The organism is Roseibium aestuarii (genome assembly GCF_008477545.1).
GTDB classification, from domain to species: domain Bacteria; phylum Pseudomonadota; class Alphaproteobacteria; order Rhizobiales; family Stappiaceae; genus Roseibium; species Roseibium aestuarii.
In genome coordinates, this window is sequence record NZ_VORA01000001.1 from 547,692 (window position 1) to 573,962 (window position 26,271).

The 26,271-nt window shown below is 65.4% G+C and carries 25 protein-coding genes; 8 read left to right on the forward strand and 17 right to left on the reverse strand.

Features of this window, described 5'->3' with window-relative positions; genetic code table 11:
- Positions 1–110 precede the first annotated feature (110 nt).
- The 4 genes from fabI to FR728_RS02395 all read left to right on the forward strand — a co-directional run bounded on the left by fabI (position 111) and on the right by FR728_RS02395 (position 3,736).
- A complete protein-coding gene (gene fabI, locus FR728_RS02380) occupies positions 111–929 on the forward strand; it encodes an enoyl-ACP reductase FabI (RefSeq protein ID WP_149891045.1) in 819 nt (272 codons plus the stop codon).
- 202 nt (positions 930–1,131) lie between these two features.
- The gene (locus tag FR728_RS02385; RefSeq protein WP_149891046.1) at positions 1,132–1,785 is read left to right on the forward strand and encodes a polysaccharide deacetylase family protein; all 654 of its coding nucleotides are present in this window, start codon (positions 1,132–1,134) and stop codon (positions 1,783–1,785) included.
- Between the two features lie 14 nt (positions 1,786–1,799).
- Complete coding sequence (locus FR728_RS02390) at positions 1,800–3,008, forward strand: hypothetical protein (RefSeq protein WP_149891047.1); 1,209 nt, start codon at positions 1,800–1,802, stop codon at positions 3,006–3,008.
- Entirely contained in the window at positions 3,005–3,736 is a 732-nt protein-coding gene (locus tag FR728_RS02395; RefSeq protein ID WP_149891048.1) for a PHP domain-containing protein, read from the forward strand. Before FR728_RS02390 ends, FR728_RS02395 begins: the two co-directional genes overlap by 4 nt.
- 12 nt (positions 3,737–3,748) lie before the next feature.
- Here FR728_RS02395 and FR728_RS02400 read toward each other — a convergent pair whose 3' ends face one another.
- The gene (locus FR728_RS02400; RefSeq protein ID WP_149891049.1) at positions 3,749–4,183 is read right to left on the reverse strand and encodes a hypothetical protein; all 435 of its coding nucleotides are present in this window, start codon (positions 4,181–4,183) and stop codon (positions 3,749–3,751) included.
- Between the two features lie 295 nt (positions 4,184–4,478).
- On the opposite strand from FR728_RS02400, the gene FR728_RS02405 reads away from it, so the two are divergent.
- On the forward strand, positions 4,479–5,099 hold the full coding sequence (locus FR728_RS02405) for a histidine phosphatase family protein (protein WP_149891050.1): 621 nt from the start codon (positions 4,479–4,481) through the stop codon (positions 5,097–5,099).
- Between the two features lie 125 nt (positions 5,100–5,224).
- Positions 5,225–6,502 (forward strand): DUF3095 family protein, encoded by a 1,278-nt coding sequence (locus FR728_RS02410; protein ID WP_149891051.1) that lies wholly within the window; start codon positions 5,225–5,227, stop codon positions 6,500–6,502.
- Here the strand turns inward: FR728_RS02410 and FR728_RS02415 are convergent.
- Complete coding sequence (locus FR728_RS02415) at positions 6,429–8,729, reverse strand: putative bifunctional diguanylate cyclase/phosphodiesterase (RefSeq protein ID WP_149891052.1); 2,301 nt, start codon at positions 8,727–8,729, stop codon at positions 6,429–6,431. The two genes, FR728_RS02410 and FR728_RS02415, sit on opposite strands and share 74 nt — an antisense overlap.
- Positions 8,730–9,109: 380 nt before the next feature.
- Here FR728_RS02415 and aroC point away from each other — a divergent pair, with 380 nt between their 5' ends.
- Together aroC and yghX are read left to right on the forward strand one after the other, a co-directional pair.
- Positions 9,110–10,195: a chorismate synthase gene (gene aroC, locus FR728_RS02420; RefSeq protein ID WP_149891053.1), complete on the forward strand. Its 1,086-nt coding sequence runs from the start codon at positions 9,110–9,112 to the stop codon at positions 10,193–10,195.
- Between the two features lie 281 nt (positions 10,196–10,476).
- The gene (yghX, locus tag FR728_RS02425; RefSeq protein ID WP_149892162.1) at positions 10,477–11,364 is read left to right on the forward strand and encodes a YghX family hydrolase; all 888 of its coding nucleotides are present in this window, start codon (positions 10,477–10,479) and stop codon (positions 11,362–11,364) included.
- Between the two features lie 81 nt (positions 11,365–11,445).
- Here the strand turns inward: yghX and FR728_RS02430 are convergent, their stop codons facing one another.
- The 15 genes from FR728_RS02430 to FR728_RS02495 form a co-directional block, all read right to left on the reverse strand.
- Entirely contained in the window at positions 11,446–13,275 is a 1,830-nt protein-coding gene (locus FR728_RS02430) for a TRAP transporter permease (RefSeq protein WP_149891054.1), read from the reverse strand.
- 66 nt (positions 13,276–13,341) lie between these two features.
- Positions 13,342–14,301, reverse strand: a complete 960-nt coding sequence (locus FR728_RS02435; RefSeq protein WP_149891055.1) for a TAXI family TRAP transporter solute-binding subunit — start codon at positions 14,299–14,301, stop codon at positions 13,342–13,344.
- A gap of 161 nt (positions 14,302–14,462) precedes the next feature.
- Positions 14,463–15,014, reverse strand: a complete 552-nt coding sequence (locus FR728_RS02440) for a hypothetical protein (protein WP_149891056.1) — start codon at positions 15,012–15,014, stop codon at positions 14,463–14,465.
- A 71-nt stretch (positions 15,015–15,085) separates the two neighbouring features.
- Positions 15,086–16,306: a multidrug effflux MFS transporter gene (locus FR728_RS02445; RefSeq protein ID WP_208998625.1), complete on the reverse strand. Its 1,221-nt coding sequence runs from the start codon at positions 16,304–16,306 to the stop codon at positions 15,086–15,088.
- A gap of 165 nt (positions 16,307–16,471) precedes the next feature.
- Positions 16,472–17,791 carry a 3,4-dihydroxy-2-butanone-4-phosphate synthase gene (ribB, locus tag FR728_RS02450; protein WP_149892164.1) on the reverse strand — a complete coding sequence of 440 codons (1,320 nt, stop codon included), beginning with the start codon at positions 17,789–17,791 and terminating at the stop codon, positions 16,472–16,474.
- Positions 17,792–17,851: 60 nt separating this feature from the next.
- Entirely contained in the window at positions 17,852–18,607 is a 756-nt protein-coding gene (locus tag FR728_RS02455; protein ID WP_149891057.1) for a gamma-glutamyl-gamma-aminobutyrate hydrolase family protein, read from the reverse strand.
- The gene (locus FR728_RS02460; RefSeq protein ID WP_188318763.1) at positions 18,604–19,599 is read right to left on the reverse strand and encodes an amidoligase family protein; all 996 of its coding nucleotides are present in this window, start codon (positions 19,597–19,599) and stop codon (positions 18,604–18,606) included. Before FR728_RS02460 ends, FR728_RS02455 begins: the two co-directional genes overlap by 4 nt.
- A gap of 78 nt (positions 19,600–19,677) precedes the next feature.
- On the reverse strand, positions 19,678–20,580 hold the full coding sequence (locus tag FR728_RS02465) for a glycosyltransferase family 25 protein (protein WP_149891059.1): 903 nt from the start codon (positions 20,578–20,580) through the stop codon (positions 19,678–19,680).
- Positions 20,581–20,592: 12 nt separating this feature from the next.
- Positions 20,593–21,828: a class I SAM-dependent RNA methyltransferase gene (locus FR728_RS02470; RefSeq protein ID WP_149891060.1), complete on the reverse strand. Its 1,236-nt coding sequence runs from the start codon at positions 21,826–21,828 to the stop codon at positions 20,593–20,595.
- 74 nt (positions 21,829–21,902) lie between these two features.
- Positions 21,903–22,646 (reverse strand): TlyA family RNA methyltransferase, encoded by a 744-nt coding sequence (locus tag FR728_RS02475; protein WP_149891061.1) that lies wholly within the window; start codon positions 22,644–22,646, stop codon positions 21,903–21,905.
- Between the two features lie 43 nt (positions 22,647–22,689).
- Positions 22,690–22,824, reverse strand: coding sequence for a hypothetical protein (locus tag FR728_RS19670; protein WP_280115319.1), 135 nt, complete (start codon positions 22,822–22,824; stop codon positions 22,690–22,692).
- A gap of 77 nt (positions 22,825–22,901) precedes the next feature.
- Positions 22,902–23,522 carry an SCO family protein gene (locus tag FR728_RS02480; protein WP_149891062.1) on the reverse strand — a complete coding sequence of 207 codons (621 nt, stop codon included), beginning with the start codon at positions 23,520–23,522 and terminating at the stop codon, positions 22,902–22,904.
- An 80-nt stretch (positions 23,523–23,602) separates the two neighbouring features.
- The gene (locus tag FR728_RS02485) at positions 23,603–24,142 is read right to left on the reverse strand and encodes a copper chaperone PCu(A)C (protein WP_149891063.1); all 540 of its coding nucleotides are present in this window, start codon (positions 24,140–24,142) and stop codon (positions 23,603–23,605) included.
- Between the two features lie 79 nt (positions 24,143–24,221).
- Positions 24,222–24,746 (reverse strand): hypothetical protein, encoded by a 525-nt coding sequence (locus FR728_RS02490; RefSeq protein ID WP_149891064.1) that lies wholly within the window; start codon positions 24,744–24,746, stop codon positions 24,222–24,224.
- Between the two features lie 6 nt (positions 24,747–24,752).
- Positions 24,753–26,150, reverse strand: coding sequence for an MFS transporter (locus FR728_RS02495; protein WP_149891065.1), 1,398 nt, complete (start codon positions 26,148–26,150; stop codon positions 24,753–24,755).
- Positions 26,151–26,271 lie beyond the last annotated feature (121 nt).

Here is a 26,271-nt window from a genome sequence, read left to right on the forward strand (position 1 = left end):
CCGTCGACGGGGTCCGTGGCGGGTCCGGGCGACTTGAAGGAACAGGGGGTGTATGCCATAGGAACCTCAAACCCGGACGGGTGGTTAAGGAATTTCTTCTGGAGACGAAGATGGCGGAAACGCGTGGACTGATGCACGGCAAGCGCGGGCTGATCATGGGCGTTGCGAACAACCGGTCGATTGCCTGGGGCATTGCCAAGGCCCTGCGCGACGCCGGTGCGGAACTGGCTCTGACCTATCAGGGCGAAGCGCTGAAGAAGCGCGTCGAACCTCTTGCCGAACAGCTCGACGCCTTCGTCGCCGGCCATTGCGATGTGACCGATGCCGCCAGCATCGACGCGGTCTTCAAGACCCTGGAAGACAAGTGGGGCAAGATCGACTTCCTCGTCCACGCCGTCGCCTTCTCCGACAAGGAAGAGCTGACCGGCCGCTACGTCGACACCACCCCGGGCAACTTCGCCCGCACCATGGATATTTCCGTCTATTCCCTGACCGCCGTCACCCAGCGGGCCGAGAAGCTGATGGACCATGGCGGTTCCATCCTGACGCTCACCTATTATGGTGCCGAGAAGGTCATGCCCCATTACAACGTCATGGGCGTGGCCAAGGCGGCACTTGAGGCCAGCGTGAAGTATCTCGCCATGGACCTGGGCCCCAAGCAGATCCGCGTCAACGCCATCTCCGCCGGCCCGATCAAGACCCTCGCCGCCGCCGGCATCGGTGACTTCCGCTATATCCTGAAGTGGAACGAGTACAACGCTCCGCTGCGCCGCTCCGTGACCATCGAGGAAGTGGGCGACAGTGCGCTCTATCTTCTCTCCGACATGGGCCGTGGCGTGACCGGCGAGATCCAGCACGTGGACTGCGGCTACAACATCGTTGGCATGAAGGCGGTCGACGCTCCGGACATCGTCGTCGCCAAGGACTGACACCACCGCATCCGGCAGACACGCAAGGGAGGCCCCCCGGGTGGCCTCCCTTTTCTTTTTTTGGATTGAATTCTTTACCGGAAATCCTGCCTGTAATATCGTGCCCGCGGACTGTTTGGGTTCACGCAGGCGCTCTTTCCGGTGTCTCCGATATTATTCTTGCAATTGATTTCAGATATTCGAGGCGCCTGTGCCTAAAAAGATGATCGTCAACTTCCATGGCATCGGAACGCCTGCCAGAGATCTTGAGCCGGGCGAAGGCAAATACTGGATCTCTGAAGGTCAGTATGACGCGTTTCTGGGACTGATTGCAGGGTCCGGAGCCGAGGTCGGCATCACCTTTGATGACGGAAATCTGTCTGACTATGCACTCGGGGCGCCTGGGCTGGCACGCCATGGCCTGACGGCTGTCTTCTTCCCGCTGGCTGGCCGTCTGGACACGCAGGGCTCGCTGAGCTCGGGCCAGGTCCGGGAATTGCTTTCAGAAGGACATCGCATCGGCACGCATGGTTATTCCCACCGCAGTTGGATCGCAATGGCGCCATCGGTGCTGGAGGAAGAGCTTGTGCTCGCGCGCCGGAAGCTTTCGGACACGATCGACCAACCGGTCGACGAGGCAGCCATCCCTTTCGGCCGCTATGACCGCGCCACACTGGCCGCGCTGAAGAGGCTGGGTTATCGTCGTGTCTATTCCAGCGACGGCGGTGCCTTCGCCGGAGATCCGCATCCGGTTCCGCGCTGGTCGGTTCAGTCGGGAACAACCGAGGCGGATCTGGAAGCCTTCCTGAACGATGACGAGGGGCTTTATCCCCGCTTGCGCCGCATTGCCTCCCGCGCGAAGAAGACCTGGCTCTGAAGGATCACAAGCCCATGCGCCCTCTGGTTCTGATCGGGTTTGCCCAGTCGCTTGCCTTCCCGGAAGCCGTCTTCAGCCTCCATCAGGCGGGGTTTCGCATCTGTGCCTTCCGGCGCCCCGGCGGGATGTCCCTGTCCTGGAAAGGCCTGCCGCTGGAGGAGGTCTTCGAGATCACCGCCCCGGAAGTCTCGACGGAACAGGCCGTGGTCGACCTTCGCCAGGCCATCGCCTCCCGGACGGACATTGCCGTCCTCATGGGGGTGGATGACGTCAGCCTGTGGCTGGTCAACGAGGTGGCTTCGCAACTCACGCGCAACGGCCGGGAGATCCGGGTTGCCAACGCGAGGGGAGAGGCTTGTGCCGTGGCGCTCGACAAGGCCCGGCAGGTTGACCTCGCGAAGGTCGCCGGGCTCTCCGTGCTGCCGACGGTTCTTGTCCGCCAGGTCGCGGATCTCGCGGCCGTGACGCATTTCCCCTCCATTGCGCGGCCTGCGCGCGCCATCACGCTCACGGCGTCGGGCGCTCTGGGCAAGGGGGAGACGCTGTTCTTCCATGCTGCGGGAGACCTTGCAAAGGTGACGGTCGTCGACCCGGAGGAACCCCTGCTGGTGCAGCCTCTCGTTCATGGGGTCGGTGTGGGGGCCTTCGGCTTTGCCGGGGCAGGCGGGGTGGACTGTCTTTTCGGGCATAGGCGGCTGCGGATGATGAACCCTCACGGCTCCGGCGCCAGTGCCTGCGAGGTTGCCAGACCCTCCGAGGATCTCTGCAACGCCGTGCGTGCCTTCATCGATGCCGCGGGATGGGTCGGCCCCTTCATGGTCGAGCTGCTGCGCGATGACGAGGGCCGTCACTGGTTCGTGGAGCTGAATGGTCGCCTTTGGGGATCACTCGCCCTGTCGCGGCGCAACGGCTTCGAATATGCCGCCTGGGCGGTCGAGCAGGCGCTTGATCCGGCTTTCGTGCCAAGGCTGCCGGCCAACCCGCCACAGCGCCGGCAGGTCCGGCATCTGGGCCGCGAGATCCTGCATCTCCTGTTCCTGATCAAGGGGCCGAAGACGCGCTTCCATGCGGCGCGCTGGCCACGCCTGCTGACGTCCTTGCGCGGGGTGCTCACCCCTTGCGGGCCGAAAGGCTTCTACAATTTCGACGCAGCCTATCCCGGGTTCTTCCTGCGGGAAGCCTATGGAACGGTAATGCGGACCCTGCGAAAGGGCCGTTCATGACGAGATCCTTGCGCGTCGTGCTGCATGCCCATTCGACCTGGTCCTATGACGGCCATTGGTCGCTTTCGCAGGTCGCCCGGTTCTTCGGCCGCTTCGGCGTCGACGCAGTGCTCATGAGCGAGCATGACACCGGCTTCGCGCCGGATCGGTTCGAGGCCTATCGAGAGGCCTGCGCCGCAGCATCCACACCGAAGTGCCGCCTGATCCCAGGGATCGAATATTCCTCTCCCGACAACGACATCCATATTCTGACCTGGGGGCTCTCCCGCTTTCTGGTGGAGCATCGGCCCGTGCTGGAAACCCTCGACCGGGTCCGCACTGATGGCGGTGTCGCGATCTTCGCCCATCCGATCCGCCGTCAGGCCTTTGGGAAGTTCGACGACCGGTTCATTCCGCTTCTCGACGGGATAGAGCTGTGGAACCGCAAGTCCGACGGGATCGCGCCGGGGCAGGAGGCAAGGACGCTCCTTGCACGCACCGGCCTGGCCCCGACGGTCGGCTGCGACTTCCATCGTCTGCGTCACTTCTGGCCATTGTGGCATGAGGTCGAGGTGGAGGGAGAGGATCTCGAGGCCGGCATCGTGACGGCGCTGAAGGAACGGCGTGCCCGGCCTCAAATGCTCTTCTCGAACCTGAGCGAGGGCGGTCGCGCGCTCGAGACACCCATGGCGGATCGGCTTGAGGTCTGGCGCGGGGCGCTTCGCGACCTGCGCAAGGGCCGAGGTTAGCCGCCGGTCTCCTTACGCCAGAAGCGAATAGGTCGAGGTGGTCTTGTGCTCGTGGCCCCACTGGGTCAGCGCCAGGGCATAGGAGGGCATGTCCTCCAGAACCGCATTCTGGTCTTCCGCCGTGTAGAGCTCGTCATAGGCGGTGAGCAGCATGTTGGTGATCAGATCCTGGGTTTCTTCCCCCTCGATCTTGCCGCCGGTGATCAGCTGATAGACGATTTCCGCCTTGGCCTTTGCCTGTTCCCATTGGGACGCCAGCTGCTCGCCGAGGGCTTCGGCATCTTCGAGGGCGGCCGTCACCGGATCGCGCGTGTCCTCGGCCGCTTCACTCGTCCCGCTCTGTGCCGCCGAGGTGTTCGCACCTGCGAGCTGGCGCGAGGCGTGCGCGTCCGTCCCGGTTAGACGGGAACCGGTGGAAGGAGACAGCAGGCTGGACAGCGAAACCATGACGGGCACCGGATGCGGAAGAAACGCTGGATCATTGTTATTTAACGCAGTGTAATTAATTCATTAATGCGGGGCCAGCGGCGGTTTGCGCGTGGCTGCCGGTGTTTCAGGTCTGAGACAGCGGACAGCCAGTGGAGAGACCGCCCCAGTCCTCACTCCTCTCCTCCTGTCGCGGGTGCCGGCGGGCAGGCTCTGCCCTTGAACTGGGGCCGCAACCTGTGACAAGGGTTGGGACCGGTCCCGATCGGCCCCATATATGTCCTCCCGCTCCCTGTCCTCATCCACGGCCCCTTCCATGACTGATACGCTCACTCGCATCCACGACCCGCGCTTTCTCATCTTCATCCGGCATGGCCAGACGGACTGGAACCGGGAGGGGCGGATGCAGGGCCAGAAGGATATTCCCCTCAATCCGGTGGGGCAGGAGCAGGCGAGCGGTAACGGGCTGCGGCTGGCGGCCTATCTGGCGGAGGCGGGACTGACGGCGGAGGTGTTCGACTTCGTGGCCTCGCCCCTCGGCCGCACCCGGGAGACCATGGAGCGGGTGCGGACAGGCATGGGGCTCGACCCGGCCGCCTATCGCACCGACGACCGGCTGAAGGAACTGACCTTCGGCGCCTGGGAGGGTTTCACCCTCGAAGAGCTGAAGGTGCGGGATCCGCAGCGGGTGGCCGAACGGTCCCGCGACAAGTATGGCTTCGTGCCGCCGCAGGGCGAGAGCTATGCCATGCTGCGCGAGCGGGTGGCTGGCTGGCTGACCGAAGTGCATGAGCCAACCATCTGTGTCGCCCACGGAGGGGTCATGCGGGTTCTGCGCGGCATGCTGGAAGAGCTGAGCCCGCGGCACACCGCCAAGCTCGATGTGCCTCAGGATCGCGTCTTCGTCTGGAAGGACGGGGCACCGTCCTGGATCTGATGCATCCCTTGCGTGCAGGGTTTCGTTCACGAAACTGTGACAAGTGCTTTGCGCGGTCGGTAAGGTCTGATTATGGTTCCGTTGCGTAAGAACGCGTAGCTGACCCCCCAACCGATGGAAAGCGCATGGCCGATCGCACGGAAGATTTCTATCTGCACCTGCCCAGCTTTCGCGATTTTCGCGACATCGGTTATCTGGCCGCCTACCGGCCGGTTCCCGACGACTGGATCGTGCTGGCCGCCGATATCGTCCAGTCCCGCAGGGCGATTTCCGAGGGCCGGCAGAAGGATGTGAACTTCGTCGGTTCGGCGGTCATTGCCAGCGTTCTCAATGCGGTGGATGACGAGCGCATTCCCTTCGTCTTCGGCGGCGACGGCGCGATGGTGCTTGTGCCAGGCAGCGATCTCCAGGCCGGGCGACTTGCGCTTGCGGGCCTTGCGAAGCTGGCGCACGAGGAAACCGGTCTGGACCTGCGCATCGCCGCCATCCCTGTGTCCATCCTGCGTGCCCGTGGGCGGGACGTGCGCCTGCGCAAATACGAATTGCAGCCGGGAAACTATCTGGCCATGGCCGTGGGCGGCGGACTGGAGCTTGCAGACAGCATCCTCAAGTCGCCGACCGAGCGGGACGCCTTCGCCATTGCCATTGCCGATCCGCCGCCGCCTGATCTCTCCGGGCTGTCCTGCCGCTGGGAGCCGATCCAGTCCGAGCGTGGCCGGATCGTTTCTCTCATCATTCGTCCCACTCCCGGCCCGGGGGCAGAGCGGGTTCTGTCCGAAATCCGCGATCGGCTTGAGCGGATCATCGGCCGGGACAGTCAGGCCTTCGGATCCCCTCGCCGTCTCTTCCGTTCCGAGCGGCTGACCTTCCGCTGGCCTCCGACGGGCCTTGCACGCGAGATCCGCATGGTCGGCGGGCGCAAGGGCCGGTTCCGCGCCGGTGTATCGGCCGTCTTCGAGACGCTCGTCGTGCTCGTGGCTTCCAGACTGCGCCGCAAGATCGGGCCCTTCAATCCGGTCCGCTATCTGGAAGAGATTTCATGGCAGACGGACCATCGCAAGCTGGATGACAGCCTGCGCCTCGTGCTGGATCTGAGCCCGGTGCAGGTCACTGCCATGCGCCAGTTCCTCGAGGCGCGAGAAGCCCGGGGAGAGCTCGTCTTCGGTCTGCACGAGGCGGACGAGGCCATCATGACCTGCTTTGTCTCCGACCTGTCCCAGGGACGGCACCTGCATTTCATCGATGGTGCAGGGGGCGGCCTGTCCGCTGCCGCAACGTCCCTGTCGATCGGCTTGCGCGATCAGCGCGAGCGCCGCGACGCAGCGCGGTTCAACACGCCTGAGCCGTGGTCTGTCGGCCTGGCGGCGGCACGATCTCAAGCAGGAAGGGCTGACGCTCCATGAGCGCACGCAGGTCGTCGAACGGCATGGCCCTGGCGAAGAGATAGCCCTGAAGCACGGCGCAGCCGTTGGCCGTCAGCCAGCGGCGTTCCTCTTCCATCTCAACGCCCTCTGCCAGAACCTCGATGCCGAGGCTGCGGGCCAGCTGGATCAGAGCCCGGGTGAAAGTCTGAAGTTCCTGGTTTGCATGGACACCCGCCACGAAGCTGCGGTCGATCTTCACCCGGTCGATCTTGAGATCCCTCAGGCTCGCGATGCTGGCATGGCCGGTGCCGAAATCATCCAGCTCCATGTGGAAGCCGAGACGGGACAGATGCGTGACGTTTTTCAGGATCGGGGTCGCGTCGGGCCGGTCCAGCATCACCGCCTCCAGGATCTCGATGCTGACCTGTGACGGCGATAGCCCGGCTTGCGAGGTGGCGTCCAGAAGCTGGGTCACGCAATCCGGCTCGGCAAGGATGCCCGCCGTGATGTTGAGGCCGATATGGAACGACCCTTCGCGGCAGATCGGGATCCGGGCGATTTCCGAAAGGGCACGGGCGCGAATGACCGTATCGAGCCGGTTCATGTAGCCAGCCTCTTCCGCAGCAGGCAGGAAGCTCGCGGGAGACCGCGGGGCGCCGTTCTCATCGATCCAGCGCACCAGAGCCTCCACCCCGACGATCCGTCCCGTCCGGGTGCAGATCTGCGGCTGGTACCATGGCACGATCTGGCCCCGTGACATGGCCTCTTGCAGGTCCTTGGCAATCTCGCTGTTGCGCACGAAGGACTGGCGCATGTGCGGAGCGTAAAGGCAGGTCCCGAAGGATCCCTTGGACTTGGCTGCACGCAGGGCCAGCGAGGCGTCCGTCAGCAGCCGCTCCAGATCGCCGCTGCCTGCCTTGAGCAGCGAGAGCCCGATACAGCAGTCCAGAGGGATCGCATGACCATGAACGAAGCGTTCCGCTGCGAGGGCCACCGTGATGCGATCGGCCAGGTCTTCCAGATCGCGCTGCTTGTGCAGGCGGGAGATCAGCACGATGAACTCGGCGCCGCCGGCTCGGGCGACTTGTGCGGTCTCTGGGATCATGGACTTGAGAAGGGAGGCGACGGCCTTCAGCACCTGATCGCCGATATCCTCGCCGTAGCGGGTGTTGATGGCTCTGAAGCGACGCAGATCCAGATGCAGCAACCCGCTCCAGACGTCCTCCGCCTCATTTGGCGCGGGTGCGGTGTAGGTCAGGGACTGGCGGTTGCCAAGCCCGGTCAGACTGTCCAGGCTTTCCAGATGGATGAGGGTTTCGCCCGCCTGCTCCATGAGCTGCCGGCTGTAGAGAACCGCCAGCGCCAGCGTGAAGACAATGACCAGTCCGCCGGAAAGGCTTGCCAGACCGACGGAGCGAAGGCTCTCCTGCCGCAGCCTGGACAGTTCCTGATTTGAGGTCTGGATCGCCCCGACCCAGAGATCGAGCGTGGCCGCGATGAGCTGCGGAAAGTCACGCAGGACGGGGGCAAGATAAAGATCCGCTCCGCGCTCTTCTTCGATTGCGCTGACGAGGAGGCGCCGGCCGGAGGTCTGGAAGGTCCGGTTTGCCAACATGTAGAGGGTAGCGAGGTCGCGCAGCTGCGGGTCGGCTGCCCAATCTTCATCCTGAAGAAGCTCCGCCGTGAAGCGGTCCACGGCGTCCGCCACAAGCTTGTACTGGCCTCCCGAGACGGTGATGGCGAGCTTGTCCGAAATGTTGAGCAACGGATGGTTTGCGATGGCCAAGGTGCGCTCGCGAACCGCATTGGCCTCCAGAAGCACCTCCAGTAAGGTGTGCCGGATCAACAGGTCAAGGGTTTGCGCCCGCGGCGGGGCCGCCGGTGGCATCTCGATATGGCTGGTCAGGAGACGGATCAGCTCCGAGCCGCTCTCAAGGGCCTCCTTGAGGTTCCCGGGATTGAGCAACTCGAAATAGAGCTCCACCGCGCGGGTCTGGTGTTCTGACCTCAGATGCAGATGTCCCGTGGTGTCCAGCTGCAAGGGCGGTTCGGTGGTCAGGTCGGCGAGGAGGGCGCGCCGCAGGGCCGGCTTCAGGTGTTCCAGCGCCGCAAGGGTCGCGAGATTGCGATCCAGCGTTTCGAGCGCGCCAAGGCTCTGGCGCAGCCACAGTCCCGCGAAGAGCATCAGCGGCAGGAAGAGCAGCAGGACGATGGCGCTCAGCCAGCGGTGCATCTTCAATGAGGAGCGGGACTTCTTTTCAGGCAAGTGCGGGACCGGAAAGCTGAGCCGAATGGAAAGGCAACGACGACGAAATTTTTAGCCGTCGAAGGGCTTTGAAGGGCGGGTCATAACGAGAACGACGGATGGTGACGAGCTGATTTTCACAATGCAAACAGTAACTTTGGTGTTAATGCGCGAATATTTTCACTTCGCTCGCACAAGTTTTGCGAGACCCGAAAAAAGCTGTCGCAGGGGTAGTTTTTCAAGCGCTGCAGCGTCATGAACACCTGTCGAGGGCGGCGGAGGACAATGAGGCCGCCCTGCAGGGCTTGAGGTTGGACGCGCCATGCCGTATCGCTGGGCCGCTGAATTTTTCCCGCCGGCGTCTGGGTCCTGCCTGTCGCCGGCGCTTCCGGAAGGGCCTCATGTCTCACAATAGCTTCGGTCATCTGTTTCGCGTGACAACCTGGGGCGAAAGCCACGGCCCGGCCATCGGCTGCGTCGTCGATGGCTGCCCGCCGCTGATCCCGCTCACCGAGGATGACATCCAGGGCTTCATGGACAAGCGCAAGCCCGGCCAGTCGCGCTTCACCACCCAGCGTCGCGAGCCGGATCAGGTGAAGATCCTGTCGGGCGTGATGATCGACGAGGACGGGATCCAGAAGACGACCGGCACGCCGATCTCCCTGCTCGTCGAGAACACCGACCAGCGCTCCAAGGACTACTCGGAGATCAAGGACCGCTATCGCCCGGGGCACGCGGACTATACCTACGACGCCAAATACGGCATCCGCGACTATCGCGGCGGTGGCCGGTCGTCGGCCCGCGAGACCGCCATGCGCGTTGCGGCCGGTGCGGTTGCCCGAAAGGTGATCCCGGACGTGCGCATCCGTGCGGCCCTCGTCCAGATCGGCCCGCACAAGATCAATCGGGACAACTGGGACTGGGATCAGGTGGATCTCAACCCGTTCTTCTGCCCGGATGCAGCGGCAGCCGAACTCTGGGCGGACTATCTGGACGGCATCCGCAAGGCGGGCTCCTCCGTCGGTGCCGTGGTGGAAGTTGTGGCCGAGAACGTGCCCGTCGGTCTCGGCGCGCCGATCTACGGCAAGCTCGACACGGAAATCTCCGCCGCGCTCATGTCCATCAACGCCGTCAAGGGCGTCGAGATCGGCAATGGTTTCGAGGCAGCCGAGCTGACCGGTGAGGAAAACGCCGACGAGATGCGCCTCGGCAATGGCTCCCGCCCGCGCTTCCTGTCCAACAATGCAGGCGGCATTCTGGGCGGCATCTCCAATGGCGATCCCATTGTGGCCCGTTTTGCGGTGAAGCCGACCTCGTCGATCCTCACCACCCGCCAGTCGGTCACCCGGCAGGGCGAGGAAGTCGATGTCATGACCAAGGGGCGCCACGACCCCTGCGTCGGCATTCGTGCGGTGCCGGTGGGCGAAGCCATGGTGGCCTGCACCCTTGCTGACCATTTCCTGCGCCATCGCGGCCAGATCGGCTGATCGCGCAAGGGCCAGCCGGAACGTCCGGCACGTCTGATGTGAGAAGGGGCGGCAGCGGGACACCGGGCCGCCTCTTTTTCTTTGCGGGATCACGTTTGCGCGAGGTTGCGGCGAAAAGGCCCATTGTTTCCGGACCCGGTGACATCTCGTTACACTTTCGCGCGGCTGCAGCCGTCGACCGGGCGTCCGATTGGCCTAGTCTCTTTTCCGGACCTCTTGCCCGCCATGGCAGGGCAGGGGCCTAACCAAGGAGGGACATGCCGATGAACGACCTGACACCGGTGCGCCGCAAGACGGCGAAGGACTTTCCCCAGGAACTGCTCGATCTCTATGACTTCTATGCCCACGGCCGGATCACCAAGCGCGAGTTTCTCGACCGGGCCGGCAAGTTTGCCATCGGCGGCCTGACGGCGGCCATGCTGCTCGACCAGCTCTCGCCCAACTATGCGCTCGCCCAGCAGGTGGCCGCCGACGATCCGGAGATCGTGACCGAGCGCATCACGTTTCCCTCGCCCAATGGCCATGGCGAGGTGAACGGCTATCTGGTGCGCCCCGCCGCGGCGACGGGCAAGCTTCCCGCCGTGCTGGTGATCCACGAGAACCGCGGGCTGAACCCCTATATCGAGGATGTGGCGCGGCGCATGGCCAAGGCAGGGTTTCTGGCGCTCGCCCCCGATGGCCTGACCTCCGTCGGCGGCTATCCGGGCTCCGATGACCAGGGGCGCGAGCTGCAGAAGACCGTTGATCCGGTCAAGCTCATGAACGACTTCTTCGCGGGCTTCGAGTTCCTGCTGAAGCACGAAGGCTCGACCGGCAAGGTTGGCGCGGTCGGCTTCTGCTATGGCGGCGGGGTGGTGAACGCGCTGGCCGTGGCCTATCCCGAGCTCGGCGCCGGCGTGCCCTTCTATGGTCGCCAGCCCAAGGCGGAGGACGTGCCGGCCATTCAGGCGCCGCTGCTCATCCAGTATGGCGCGCTCGACGAGCGCATCAACGCCGGCTGGCCGGACTTCAAGGCGGCGCTCGATGCCAATGGCAAGACCTATGAGGTCCACATCTACGAGAACGCGAACCACGGCTTCCACAATGACACGACCCCGCGATATGACGCGGAAAAGGCGAAGCTGGCCGAAGAGCGCACGATCGCCTGGTTCACGAAACATCTGACGTGACAATGGACTGAACAGACAGTCGCGGGCCCCATCCCGATCCTGCAGAAAGGCCCGGCGGATCCGCCGGGCCTTTCCGTGTTCCTAGACCCCGATCAGAGGCCGGATGAAGATGATCAGGGCTCCCGTCAGGATCAGCGCCCCCCGGACCCAGAGACGCGGCCGGGCGATCAGGCCGTAGGACACGGCGGTCAGCCCGAGACCGATCTGCCCGAAGGCGATGAGGGCCGCGACCGGCGTCTCCGTCAGCTTGAGCAGGGCCGGATTGGCGATCATGCCGAGCGGGATGATGTAGAGCCCGATGCCGAGCGCCATGGCGCTGGTCGCCACCTTCAGCCAGTTCTCGCCGATCATTCCCGCCGCGATGAACACCGCGCCGCAGACCGGCGGCGTGATGGTGGACAGAAGCGCGAACCAGAACACGAAGAGGTGGGATTGCAGCGGCTCCAGGCCGAGCTGGTTCAGCGCAGGCCCGGCGACGGAGACGCAGATCACATAGGCTGCGGTGGTCGGGATCTCCATGCCCAGCACCAGACAGGCGAGAGCGGTCAGGAAGAGCGAGGGCCAGAGCTGCCCCCCGGCGCCCGCCAGGATCACGGAGGTGATCTTCACGCCAAGCCCCGTGACTGCCAGCACACCGACGACGATCGAGGCGCAGAGGATGATCGAGGCAATCATTGCCACCTGAACGGCGGCGCTGTTGAGCGCCTCTTCCAGACGGGCCAGCCCCCGGCGGAAGCCGAAGGTCAGGCTGGCATCGAGGAAGAGCAGCAATGCGGCCGCGAGGATCGCGAGCGTCCCTGCATATTGCGGCGTGAAGGAGGCGACGAACATGCCCCAGATCAGCACGCCGAAGGGCACGAGGAAGAAGCCCGTGGTGAGCATCGTCTCGCGCCAGCTTGGCCGGTCCTCCTCGGCAATGCCCTTGAGGTCGAGCACGCTCGCATGGGCGTTGATGCCCACCCAGACCGCAAGGAAGTAGAGGATTGCCGGCAGGACGGCCGCCGCCATGATGGAGGCATAGGGCGTGCCGGTCAGCTCCACCATGACGAAGGCACCGGCCCCCATCAGCGGAGGCATGATCTGGCCGCCGGATGACGCCACGGCCTCGACGGCTGCGGCAAGGCGCTTCGGGTAACCCAGACGGGTCATGGCTGGCAGGGTCACCGCGCCGGTCGAAGCCACGTTGGCGGAGGCCGATCCGGAGATGGAGCCGAAAAGCGCCGACGACAGCACCGAGACCTTGGCCGCGCCTCCGTTCAGCCGCCCTGCCGCCGAGGCGGACAGGTTCATGAAGCCCTTGCCGGCCTCACCGGCATTCAGCACGGCGCCCAGAATGACGAAGATGGCCACCACCGACACGGACACCCCGGTCAGCGAACCCCACAGTCCGCCCTCGGCGATGGTCAGGGTGCCAAGGAAACTGTCCACGGGCAGAGGCGCATGACCGAATTCGCCGGGAATGTGCTGGCCGAAGAAGCCGTAGGCCAGCGCGATCAGCGCCACGGTGGGCAGGGGCCAGCTGATCGCGCGACGGGCGGCCTCCAGCACCGTGACAAGAAGCGCAAAGCCGACGACCTGCTGGAAGGGGCCTTCCAGGAACCCGTATTGATCGCCGAGCATCTCGTGATTGAGGGCAAGCCAGAGGCAGCCACCCATGCCCGCCACGAGGAAGGGCAGGCCGGTCCAGAAGGCAGCCGGCGAGCGGGCGCCGAAGACGAAGACCCAGGGAAGCGCCAGGGCCATGTGCAGCGGCCGGCTGACCAGGTTCGGCACCAGGCCGGAGAAGATCAGGCCGAGATGAAAGGCGACAAGGCACAGGGCAAGGATGAGGCGGGCAGGGCGGATCAGCGCAGGGGCGACGGTACGGCCGGCAGTGCGACCGGCGGGCGGCGTTTCGGCGGAAGGGATCATGAGGGGCTCGGCAAAAGGAAAGTCCCCGGACAGGGATCTGTCCGGGGACCGGGAGGGGCAACGGTCTTACTGCTGGGCGTCGGTCAGCGGGAAGCCGGCTTCCTTGTAGTAGCGCAGGGCGCCCGGATGGATCTTGCCTTCGATGGTGCCCATCAGGCCCTGATCCACGCCGGCCCACCAGCGCGCGCTTTCGCTCAGCTTGGCCTTCGTTTCCCAGAAGGTCTTGGTCAGCTGATAGGCGGTGTCCTCATCCATCGCCAGCGTCGAGTAGGCGACCACGGCCAGCGAGGTGGTGACGATGTCCTGATCCTGTCCGGCATAGGTTCCCGCCGGAATGACGGTGCGGGTGCGCTTGGTCTCCGCCACCTGAGCGTCGGACAGGGACAGGACGCTCACGTCGGCAGAGGCTGCGGCTTCCACCACGTTCGGCGCGGGCCAGGAGCCTGCGGTCACGAACCCGTCGATCTGGCCGTTCTTCAGCGCTGGCACGGCGTTGGAGAGTTCCACTTCTGCCAGGGTCACCTTGCCTTCCAGCCCGAAGAGCTTGAGGTACTTCTCGCCCTCGGTCGCACCGAAGGAGCCCTTGCCGAGCAGCAGGGTCTTGCCCTCCAGACCGGAGAGGTCCTCGACGCCGGCGGCCTTTGACACGACGAAATGCATCGTCAGCGAGGGGATCGGGAAGAGGGCGCGGATGTCATCGAACTTCGGGCTGCCCTTGCCGTCGAACGGACCCTTGGCGCCCTGAGCCGAGGCGACGAGCGCCGGCGGCGTGGTGAAGACGTAGTCGCCGCCGCGGCCGCGGGCTTCCATCACGTTCTGGACGGAGCCCTGGCTTTCCTCGACCGTTACGATGATCTCGCCATTGGTGCCGGACTTCATCGCTTCCGCCAGCTCCACGCCCATCTGGTAATAGGACGAGCCGGCCTTGGCGGACTTGTAGGTAATGCGGGTTTCGGCCTGGACGCCGGACGTCAGGATGACGCTGGCGGCAAGCCCGAGGCCTGCCAGAACGGCGGAATTGATCATGTAGTCCTCCACGAGATGATGACCGCTTCTGCGAGCGGCTTGGGGCCCGGATATGGGCAGAACAGACAGGATCTGCAGGATGGACTGATCACAGGCGCGGCGCAATCGTCAACCCGGTCGCGACTGACCTTGCGCCGGCGCGAATCCCTTCCCTGTTGGCCTCAAACGGGACGGAACGCCCGCAGGCGGGAGACGATTTCTTCCGCCTCGCCATTGAGCGGATGCAGGTTCACCCGCAGCACGGTCTGGCCGTCCTGGTTTTTCTTCACCTTCCAGCAGCGCGTCATCACCGCGCGCCAGAAGGGAAAGACCTGTGCCTTGGCAATCGCGTCTTCCAGCGTGCCGGTCAGCGTGATGTCGAGAACCGCGATCTCGATCATGCGCACGGATGTCTGGCGCAGATGGAAACCTGCGATGGCATCCCAGCGCAGGAACCCGAGCCGCTCGAGGAAGAGGCCGTCCTTGTTGGCGCCAAGCTGCGGCTGCCCCCGGTCGACCATGGGATAGTGCCAGTAGGCGACGAAGATCGGGATGAGCGACAGGCTCGTGAGGATCCGCGCCTTGCCAAAGAGGCCCAGCACGAGAAGCCCGGCGGCAAACATCAGGCCGCCATAGACCAGGCCTTCCCCGTTGGACCGGCGATAGCCGATGGCAAAGGGCTCGGCGGCGGGCGGAGCGGGGGCGTCGAAGGGATCGTGGAGAGTGTCGGACATCGGACCGTGCTGTCGGAGAAGCGAAGCGGCCGCGCGGGCCGCCTCCTTTGTTTCAAGCCTTGCCCGAAATGTCAAAACCCGGGTTCGGGATCGGCGGCCGGCCGTGACACGCCCAGCACATGCATCAGCACGAAGGCGGCGAGCGCACAGCCGAAGATCGCCGCGATCATCGGTGTCACCGTGCCGTCGAAGAAGGGGCCCGCGACCACGATCATCAGACCGCCGGTGACCATCTGCAGGGTACCGCCCAGCGAGGACGCAAGACCGGCGATCCGGCCATGCCGGTCGAGCGCCAGCACCATGCAGGTGGGAATGACGAGCCCGAGACAGGCATTGCCGAGGAAGAGGCCCGCCATGACGATCGGCAGCTGATCGAAGCCGGAGAGAACCAGCGCCAGAAGAACGCTCTCGACCAGCAGGAAACCGGTCAGGGCCGCCCCGATCAGGCGATGGATGCCGAACCGCTGGCCCATGCCGGCCGCAAGCTGGGAGGAGGCGAAGAAGCCGATGGCGTTCACCGCAAACGCAATGGAGAAACCAACTTCGGTCAGGCCGTAATAGGTCGTGTAGACGAAGGAGGCGCTGGCGATGAAGACGAAGAAGCTGGCCATGCCGCAGCCGCCGATCAGGGTCAGGCCCATGAACAGGGGATCGCGCAGCAGGGTCTTGCAGCCCTGGATCAGCGAGGCGGTGTGGACGGGAACCCGCTCGTCCTCCGCAAGCGTTTCACCAAGGAAGAAGTGGGTCAGGCCGATGCTGAGCAGGGCGACAACGGCGAGGAAGACGAAGATCGTGTGCCAGTCGCCAAGCGCCATGAAGACCGTGCCGAGCAGCGGGGCGAGCATCGGCGACACGCTGATCACCAGCATGATCAGCGCCATCAGGCGCGTGGCCTCGTAGCCGGTGAACATGTCGCGGACAATGGCGCGCGGCAGCACCATGACGGAGGCCGCCCCGACCCCCTGAAGCACGCGGGCAGCCACCAGCCAGCTCAGCGTCGGCGCGAGTGCACAGGCGAATGAGCCGAGGAGGAACAGCCCGAGCCCGGCGTAGAGGGGACGCTTGCGGCCGAGCTGGTCGGACAGGGGGCCGTAGACCATCTGGAACAGGCCGAAGGCGAGGAAGAAGGCGGTCAGCGTGAGCTGCGCGGACGCCGGATCCGCCTCCAGACTGGAGGCGATTTCGGGCAGGGCCGGCAGATACATGTCGATGGCGAGCGGACCGACGGCGGCCATCAGGCCGAGGACAAGCGCGGGCCGCGCAAGGGAACCGGACATGGGGGAACCGGACATGGGGGATCCTGAAGCAAGACGGGAAACGGGAAAAAGCACAAGGGCAGCCCCGCGCGGGAGGCTGCCCTGTAAACTTCTGCGTTTCACCCTAGCCGGGCTTGAAGATCCTGACAATACCGTAAGGAAGCCTTTCTAATGCCCGGTGCCGGGCAGGCTCCCCGCCGGTCACATGTCCTGGATCTCCGTGGCTTCGATCTTGATGTCGAAGCCTTCAAGGCCGACGTAGTGGCGCTCGCGCGAGGCCAGCAGGCGGATGGAGCTGACGCCGAGATCCCGCAGGATCTGGGCACCGAGCCCGACTTCGCGCCACTGTTCCTGACGGACCTGGGCCGAGCCGTGCTCTTCCCGTTCGGCGGCATCCAGATCGGCACGGGCGCGGGTGGACTGACGGGCAACGCCCACCGAGCCCTCGCGCAGATAGATCACCACGCCGCGGCCCCGTTCCGCCATCAGGCGCACGGTGGCATCCAGCGGCTGGGAGGCGCCGAAGACGTCATCCAGCACGTTTTCCAGCTGCAGGCGAACCGGCACGTTGCGTCCGTCGAGGATGTCGCCGAAGACCACGGCCACGTGGTGCATTGGGTCGTAGGGCGTGGAATAGGTCACCGCATAGGCCGGACCGGCCAGGGTCTGGATCGGCTGCTCGTTGACGCGCTCGATGAGCTTTTCCGTGCGCTGACGCCAGGCGATCAGGTCGGACACCGACACCATCGGCAGATTGTGTTCCTTGGCGAAGGCGGCGACTTCCTCGCCCCGCTTCACCGTGCCGTTGTCATTGACCAGCTCGGAGATCACGCCCACTTCGTCGAGACCGGCCAGGCGGCACAGGTCGACGGCCGCTTCAGTGTGACCGGAGCGCATGAGCACGCCGCCTTCCTTGGCGATCAGCGGGAAGATGTGGCCGGGACGCACGAAATCGGCTGCGCCCGCGTTCGGGTTGGCAAGCGCCCGCACCGTCGAGCAGCGCTCTTCGGCCGAAATGCCGGTGGTCAGGCCCTGCTTGTAGTCCACCGAGATAGTGAAGGCGGTCGCGAGCGGCGCATCGTTCTGGGAGACCATCGGGTCAAGCCGCAGGCGCTTGGCATGGGCGACCGTCATGGGGGCGCAGACGATGCCGGAGGTGTGGCGCACGATGAAGGCCATCTGCTCGGCGGTCACCCGCGATGCGGCGACGATTAGATCGCCTTCGTTTTCACGGTCGTCATCATCCGTGACGACAACGATCTCACCGCGTTCGAACGCGCGGATGGCTTCAGCGACTCGGGCCTGGGACACGGGATGCTCCTTGGTGGTGGAAAGACCGAGAAAGTCATTGGGCGTCACGTCGCCATTGGTGGCCTCGGCAATGCGCCGGGCCATCTCGCGGGAGACCCAGACATTCGGGTCGTTGCACAGGGCGGTGACGGAGGCGGCAGACAGGTTGGCGCGACGCGCGAAGGCGCTGCGACTTTCCCCCTTTGCCAAGAGCCAGTGATCCAATCTCATGGCCCCGATGTAATCGAGTGCCGAGGTCCGGGCAAGAGCCATTCCAAAAATATTTCAGTATCACTGAAATGCCTGGTGGCCCGCCGTCGCGTCCATCTCCGGGTGAGCCCTTCCGCGCTCCATGCCTGTCCGCACCGCCTTGATGAAGGCGCGGAACAGGCGCCGGTGGGGCTTCAGATGCAGCAGGAACTCCGGGTGCCACTGCACGCCGATCATGAAGCTGGCAGAGGTGTTCTCCAGCGCCTGCGGCACGCCGAACTCGTCCCAGGCGACGATTTCCAGTTGCTCGCCCACCCGGTCCACCGCCTGATGATGCAGGCTGTTGACCCGCAGGGTCTCGCGCTGGGCGAGGCGCTTCAGCCGGCTGCCAGTCTTGAAGGTCACGGTCTTCACGGGCAGCGGGGTCCACATGTCAGGCACCTTGTCGAAGGCGGCCTGAACATTCTGGTAGAGCGTGCCGCCCTGGTGCACGTTGATCATCTGGGCCCCCCGGCACACGCCCAGCACGGGCACGTCCCGAGGCCCTGCATGGGCGAGCACTTCCAGCTCCATGCGGTCCCGTTCCGGATCGAGCCGGGCGTCGACCAGCGTATCGCCCCGGTAGAGATCCGGGCTGATGTCGTCACCGCCGCCGATGATGAAGCCGTCGAACCGGTCGAGGGGATGCTGGCTCGCAGGCGCGATCAGTCGCACGGGACGTGCGCCAGCAAGCCGCAGTGCGATCCAGTAAAACCACCACATGTAGCGGCCGCCGCCGCGCGAGGTCGTCACGCCGATCCTCGGACGGCGGCGCGGGTTCGGTTTCGGTCCGATCATGCCAGCGCCAGCCATTCGCTTGCGCGCCACGCCCAGGCCTTGGGCTTGCCTGCCCCGTCGAAACGCACGAACTCCGCGCTCATGGCCTTCAGTTTCTCGCCGTCGCCCGCCAGCCGCTCCACCGCAAGCCAGCGGTTCCACTCCAGCGCCAGCGACCAGTCCGCATCCCCCAGTCTTGCGTCGGGCAGGCGGTAATGAAAGGTCGGGCGGGACTTGATCAGCGGATCGCGGATGGCCTTCTGCACCCGGGCATCGTCCAGGTGGGAGAAGAGCGGCAGCATGTCGAGCTCCCGGTTGCGGGTCGGGTTGTCGGCCAGATAGTCGTCGATCAGCCGGTCCATCTCGGGCCAGTAGTCCGGCGAGAGGATCTTGCGCTGATAGGCGGCCGGGAAGGGGTCGGCGAAGAAGGTCAGCTTGCGGGTCGGGTCCACGTCGATGATCTTGCGCAGCCAGGGCGACAGCAGCAGATAGGCCTTCATCACGCTGGCGATATAGGCCGGCGAGGAGGTGGAGATTTCCGGGTTGAGCTGGGCTCCGAAGGCGTAGAGCATGTTGTCGCGTGTGCCGCAGGCGCCGGCCTCTTCCAGCGCGGTGACCAGCGCCGCAAGCTCCGGCAGATCCGAACAGGCAATCGGCGGGCAGACCACCTCGGCGGGGACCAGAAGCGCCGAGACATCGCCCACGATCTCCTGCAGCGACCGGCGGAAGCGGACCTTCAGATCCGTGGCGTCAATGGCCGTCTCGTCGCCCTCCGCGTCATGCACATACTGGCTGTCCAGCTCGCACACGAATTCGCCGAAGCGGGTGTCCTTCACCACGAAGCGGTGCGGATCCTTTTCCACGATGGTCCCGCCGAAGAGGGAGCGGACGAGCTCGGCACTGGCCCGCGCCGAGACGCCTGCAAATTCCAGCTCCACGCCGACCCGGCGTTCGGAGCCTTCCGCGGTCTGCAGCACTTGTGGCTTGAGATAATGGGATCGAAAGTCCTGCACGTGGGGCGCCCTTGTTCCAGCCAGTCAAACGGGATTTCCCTGTTCAACGCCTGGCGCGCCGGATGGTTCAGTGGACTTTTACCGGCTTGTGGGCACGGCCTCACCGGAGGCCTCCACCGAAGCGTGGTCCGGGTGCAGGTCGGTCGCGACGCTCACCGTGCTTCCGGGCCAGTTCATCATGGCGGGCAGGCCCATCCAGATCAGGTCGGAGAGAAACTTGCGCGGCCCCTGATGAATGCGATAGCGCGCCCTGCGCAGCCACTGGTCGAGAGGCCGCTTGCGGATCTGCGGCGCGTTGGTTACCTCGACGTTGGTCGAGGCAAATCCACTGTCCTGGGAGGCCGGGAAGGGGCGGGCGGTGTAGAGCCTTGCTCCGTGCAGCCAGGACAGCGAGAGGTAATTGTCCCAGTGCGAGCGCAAGGGATGGGCCTTGCGCAGGATCTTGGCAGCACCCTGCCGAGAGTAGAGGGTCATTGCGGCACCCGGCGTGCTCTTGCGTGCCTTGCCGATGGTCACGGGTCCGCACTGCATCACGGGCAAAATCGGCATCTCGCTGCGCCCCCATCCCGAGAGCTCCAGTCCGTCGAAATCGGGAAGTCTGTGCGGATCGCGCAGCACCTCCGCGACGACGGAGAGCGCCAGCGGGGTGATCCGGGCATCATCCTCCAGCACCACAGCGAAGGGCGCGTCGCTCTCCAGGAACCGGGTGAGCGCCTTGAAATGGGAGAGGCAGATGGCCGCGTCCACCACCGACAGAGGCATGCCGCCATCCGGTGAGAAGCGGTAGCAGCCGAGCGCGCGGCGCTCGTCCTCGCTGATGAGCCGCGCATCGACGGCAGGTACCCGCTCGACCACCAGGCCCTGCGGCTCAAGCTGCGCCCGGATCGCGTCAAGGCGCTCCGGACTGCGATCCAGGTTGATCACGAGAAACGGGCAGGTCTTCAGCTCGGCCATGGCTTTCTTTCGCGGGTCGGTCAGCATGTCGATCTTGGGTTATTTCTTAAGAATGGCAACAGCTTCCACGTGGGTGGAATAGAGGAACTGATCCACCGGCGTGACCTCCCGGATGCGGTAGCCGCCATCGAGGAGGATGCGAAGATCCCGGGCCAGCGTCGCCGGATTGCACGACACGGCGACGATCCGCTTCACGCCCGAAAGCGCGAGCTGTTCGGCCTGGGTGCTGGCACCCGCCCGCGGCGGATCGAAGACCACCCCGTCGAAGGCGGCAAGCTCTGCGGCCATCAGCGGCCGGCGGAAAAGGTCGCGCCGCTCCGTGGTAACCTTCTTGAGCCCCTGCGTGCGGTTGAGCGCCTGCACCAGGCTCTTCACGGCCGCTGCATCCCCTTCCACCGCATGCACATTTGCCGCCATGGCAAGGCGCAGGGCGAAGGTGCCCGAGCCGCAGAAGAGATCGGCGACCGACCGGCAGCCCTGCAGCCCGTCGAGCACGAGCCCGGCCAGAGCCTCTTCCGCTTCCTGGGTCGCCTGGGTGAAGCCGGCGGGCGGAGCCACGACGGCGGTCTTGCCCATGGTCAGCTGCGGCGGACGGATTTCCAGCACCACTTCGCCGTTGACGGACAGGCGGGCCAGATCCAGCTCCATCGTGGCTTGGGAGAGGGCCGGGAGGCGCCGTTCGAAGTCGCGCGCCGCACCTTCCACCGCCACATCCGCGCCGCCGCCGGTCATCAGCACGGTGAAGCGCAGATCGCCCTTCTTTGGCATCAGCTCGGACGAGAGCTTGCGCAGGCCGGGCAGGAGCCTGACGATTTCGGGCATCAGCACCGGGCATTCGCGAATGTCGGTGAGCTTGTGGCTGGCCTTCTGGTGATAGCCGAGCAGGATCGCACGCCCGGCCCGCGTCGCGGTCAGCACCGCCCGTCGGCGGCTGTGCGGCGCAGAGGCGATAGTCGGCGCGACAGGGGCCTCGATGGCATGGGTCGCCAGCGCCTTGACCACCATGTCCCGCTTCCAGTCGAGATAGGGGGCTGTGGCCAGATGCTGCACCGTGCAACCGCCACATTCGTCGATATGGCGGCAGATCGGGGTCACCCGGTCGGCACTCGCCTCCAGCAGCTCCAGCACCGTGGCGCGGCCCTTGTCGACCTTCGCTCTGACGGTTTCGCCCGGCAGGGAGCCGGGCACGAAGAGGCTGCCGGCGGGCGTCTCGGCAATGCCGTCGCCCCGGTGGCCGAGAGTGGAAATGGTGAGGGTTTGCGCGTCCTGTGTCATGGCACAGGCGATACAGGGCGCAAGGCGTCAGGACAAGCGGCGAAAGTAACAGGGGTGGCGAAATTCCCCGAGGTCTAGCCGAGCTTGCGCCCGTGCAGCAGCCATTCCCCGTTGCCGTCCCCGCCCTTCACGGGGGAGGGGATCAGGTTACCGGCCTGCCACCCGGGCACCTCCGCCAGCCAGCGCTGGAGCCTCGCGGCGGTTTCCTCGGCGATCACCGGGTCGACCAGCCCGCCCTTGCCGATGTTCTCCCGTCCGGCCTCGAACTGCGGCTTGACCAGGAACACCCCCTCCGCCCCCGGTGCGGCCAGGGCGAGGGCCGGCGGCAGGGCGAGGGTGATCGAGATGAAGCTGACGTCCGACACAAGCAGGGACGGCGCGTCGCCGCCCAGATCCTCGCCCGTCAGTTCCCGGGCATTCAGCCCGTCGCGCCGCACCACGCGGGGATCGCCGGAAAGGCTCTCGTGCAGCTGGTCGTGCCCGACATCGATCGCATGAACCTTGCGGGCGCCCCGTTCCAGAAGAACCTGGGTGAAGCCGCCGGTGGAGGCACCTATGTCGAGACAGATGCGGCCTGTCGGGTCGATCCCGAAACTGTCCAGACCGCAGAGGAGCTTGAGGGCCGCCCGCGAGACATAGGCCGCCGCCGGGTCGGCGATGGCAAGGCTCGCGCCTGCCGCAACCTTCTGCGCCGGCTTCAGGCAGGGCGCGCCATCCAGCGTCACCGTGCCCCGAAGAATGGCGTCCCGCGCCCGGGCGCGGGAGGGAAAATGTCCGAGATCGACCAGAAGCTGGTCCAGGCGGGTCTTGTCTGTCATGGGCGGCTTCTAGCGTCAGCGGCAGGCAAGGCCAAGGGCGATTTCAGAAACAGCCGGCGATGGCCGAGAGCAGCCTGTCGGCAAAGACAGATTCTCCGTTGCGCAGCCACAGGGCCACAGCCGCGCCCAGCACGAGGGCTCCGACCGCACTCAGTCCGGCATAAAGGGGCCAGTCCATCCTCATCCGGTCGGTGTCTCCCTGTCGCTCAAGGTTCGGTGCCGCACGAAGGTCTTCACCGGGTCGCGCGCGGCAGCTCAGCTTTCCGGTGCCGCCCCGTCGATCAGTCGACGCAGCTTTGCCAGTGCGGTCTCTTCGGCCTCATTATAGGCGATGGTGCCGAAAAAGCGATTGTCCGCGTCCATCAGATAGACGGCGGCGGAATGGTCCATCGTGTAGTCGCCATTTTCCAGCGGCACCTTGCGGGCATAGACCTTGTAGGCGGTCAGAACCTCGTCGATCTGCGGGCGCGTACCGGACAGGCCCTGGATCCTTGCGTCGAAGGCCGAGACGTAGTCAGCCATCACCTGCGGCGTGTCCCGTTCCGGATCCACCGTGATGAAGAGATAGTTGAGCTTGTCCGCATCGGGCCCAAGTGCCTCGATCCAGCCCTGCATCTCGGACAGGGTGGTGGGGCAGACGTCCGGGCAGAAGGTGAAGCCGAAGAGAATGGCGGACGGCTTGCCGATCAGATCCTTCTCGGTCACCGGTTCGCCCTGGGCGTTGGTCAGGGTGAAGGGGCCGCCGATGGCCGCGCGCTGCACGCTGTCGCCACCCTTGGGCGCAACGATCTGGGTGACCATGGTGACGGCGGCCACGAAGGCCAGGACGACCACGGCCGCCCAGGCGGTGTAGCGGATGATTTTCAGTCGCGACATGCTGATGCCTCATATGTGGGGTCGCCGGAGGAAGCGCACATGCCACCCCGGCGACCGTGGATCGGGAAGAGCCGCGCGGCTCAGTTCGTGTGGGCGGAGTGCCCCTGACCCATCTTGCCGTGATCCATCTGGCCCGCTCCCATCTGACCATGATCCATGTGCCCGGCCATGCCCTTGGCGCCGATCTTTTCGACGGAGAGGTCGAAGGTCACGGCGCCGGCCTTCTCGAAGGTCAGGGTGACGGGCACGGTCTCGCCCTGCTTGAAGGGGCCGGTCAGCTCCATGAACATGATGTGCAGGCCGCCCGGGGCAAGCGCCACGGTTTCACCGGCCGGCAGCTCGATGCCATCCGTCTTCTGGCGCATGACCATGACGCCGTCCTTCATGGACATTTCATGCAGTTCGACCCGGTTGGCCGCAGGCGAGGCGGCAGAGACGAGGCGATCCGCCTCGCTGCCGGAGTTGGTGATCTCGACGAAGCCGCCGCCGGCGCGCGCTGCCGGGGGAGTTGCCCGGGTCCAGGCGTGGTCGAGAACGAGGGAGCCCTGCTGGACCGGCTCGGCAAGAGCTGCGGTGGACAGGGTGATGGCCGCAATGGCGGCAAGAAGGATGGACTTCATGGGTAGTGTCTTTCTGTCTGAAAAGAGGGCGCGCGAGGGCTCGCGCTGGCGGGCGGTCGAGGACCGCCGTCGGGCCGGATCAGACAGAAGGAGGGCCCCGGATCGCCCGGCTGCCCAGAAGGGCGTTGGACAGGCGGGAGGATGAGGCAAGGGGCAGAGGGGCAAGCGTGGATCGCTCCGGCCGCGTGAGGCCGTGGACCGGCTGGTCCGCCACCGCGCTGAAGCCGATGCCATGGAGGCAGCCGGAGGCGCAGAGGCAATGGCCGGGATCATGGGCGCCCGCAGGCGCCACGGGCAACGGATGACCGGCGACCTCCTCGGCGGAGGCGACGGACAACGGATTGCACAGGATGAGGGGGAGCGGCGACGCTGCCTCTGAAGCCTGGGCCTGACCGGACAGCGCCAGCGCCGGACCTGCGCCCAGCAGCATCAGCCGGAAGACAAGGGCAATCAGCGCCGCGCAGACAACAGGCAACCGTTCCTGCCGCAGGACTTGCAGCAGGGAAAGGCCGGCGGACCGGGCCGAACGAGAGGTGGCGCTTCGCGTCATGGCGCGACTATGCCGTCGGGCGCGATCCGTGTCGAGGGTGGTCCGCTGTGGCACCTTGCCTCAACCCTCCTGACGGTCAGTTGTCCTGCCGGGTGCGACCGGCGCTTCCGCCCCGGCCTGCTCTTCGTTCGGGCTGGTCGGGTCGTCTTCGGACGACCGGTTGAGGGCGTCAAAATTGTAGATGTCGTTCTCGTAGGCCGGAAACTCTTCCGGCGGAATGACGTTGGGCGCATCCACATCCAGCGGCTCGGGCGAGATGACCGCACCGACTTGCGCGGTGGCGGCATATTCGAAGTCGACCTTCTCGTCCGCTGCGATGGGGCTGCGCACGACCAGCCGGGTGACGATGAAGCTCGCCAGACCGAGATAGATTACCGCGATGAGCACATAGAGGCCGGAGGGGCCGAGCGACTGCATCATCGAGGAGGCGACCAGGGGTCCGACAACCGACCCCACGCCGAAGGACAGCAGCAGACCCGAGGAGGTCTCCACATAGTCTTCCGGTGCGCAGTGGTCATAGGCGTGGGACACCGCGATGGCGTAGGTCGGCTGGGTGAAGATCCCGACGACGACCGCCAGGACCGTGGCAAAGACCGCGCCCTCGGGCCCGAACAGGGCGATGCCTAGCGCCACCGCACAGCTGGTCACGGAGAGGCCGAGCAGCACCTTGCGCCGGTCCATCCGGTCGGAAAGCCGGCCGAAGGGCCACTGGGCGACCATGCCGCCGCCCAGCACGGCTGCCGAATAGATCGCGGCCTGATTGGTCGTCATGCCGATCTGCGAACCATAGAGCGGCGCAAGGGTCAGAAGCGCGCCATTGGCAACGCCGATCATCAGGGTGCCCACGAGAGCGGCCGGAGAATTGCGATAGAGCTTGAGCGGGCGGAACTGGACGATGGTGATCGGCGCGGGCTGATTGGCCCGGGTCAGGGACACAGGGATCACCGCAAGGCTGACCAGCACCGAGGCCACCGCGAAGGGAACGAAGGAATTGAGGTCCATCAGGGCGATGGAGACCTGGCCCACCATCATCGCGGCAAAGAGCACCACGATGTAGAGTGACATGATCATGCCGCGCGTTTCATTGGTCGCCGCCTCGTTCAGCCAGCTTTCCACGATCATGTAGAAGCCCGCGAGGCAGAACCCCGAGATGACGCGGATGATGAACCAGGTGACCGGGTCCACCGACACCGGATGCAGGATCGCCGCCGCCGACATGAGCGACACAAGCGCCGCGAAGGCGCGGATGTGGCCCGAGCGCATGATCACATGCGGCGATCCAAGGCAGCCGAGAACCATGCCGAAGAAATAGGCCGACGAGACGAGACCGATCGACAGGCTGCTGAACTCTGCCTGTTCTGCCGCCAGCGGAAGAAGCGTGGTCTGAAGTCCGTGTCCGAACAGCACAAGGCCAATGGCGATGAGGAGGGCGGAAACGGAGGCGACGATCTGCGTCATGGGCAAACCCTTGCGGCCGGCCGGAAGAAGGTGCGGCACCCTGAGATCAGGCGCCGATGCGAGGCGCACATGTCTCAGTCCGGGCCGGTCCTGTCAATCGCCGGAATAGGCAGTAGGCCCT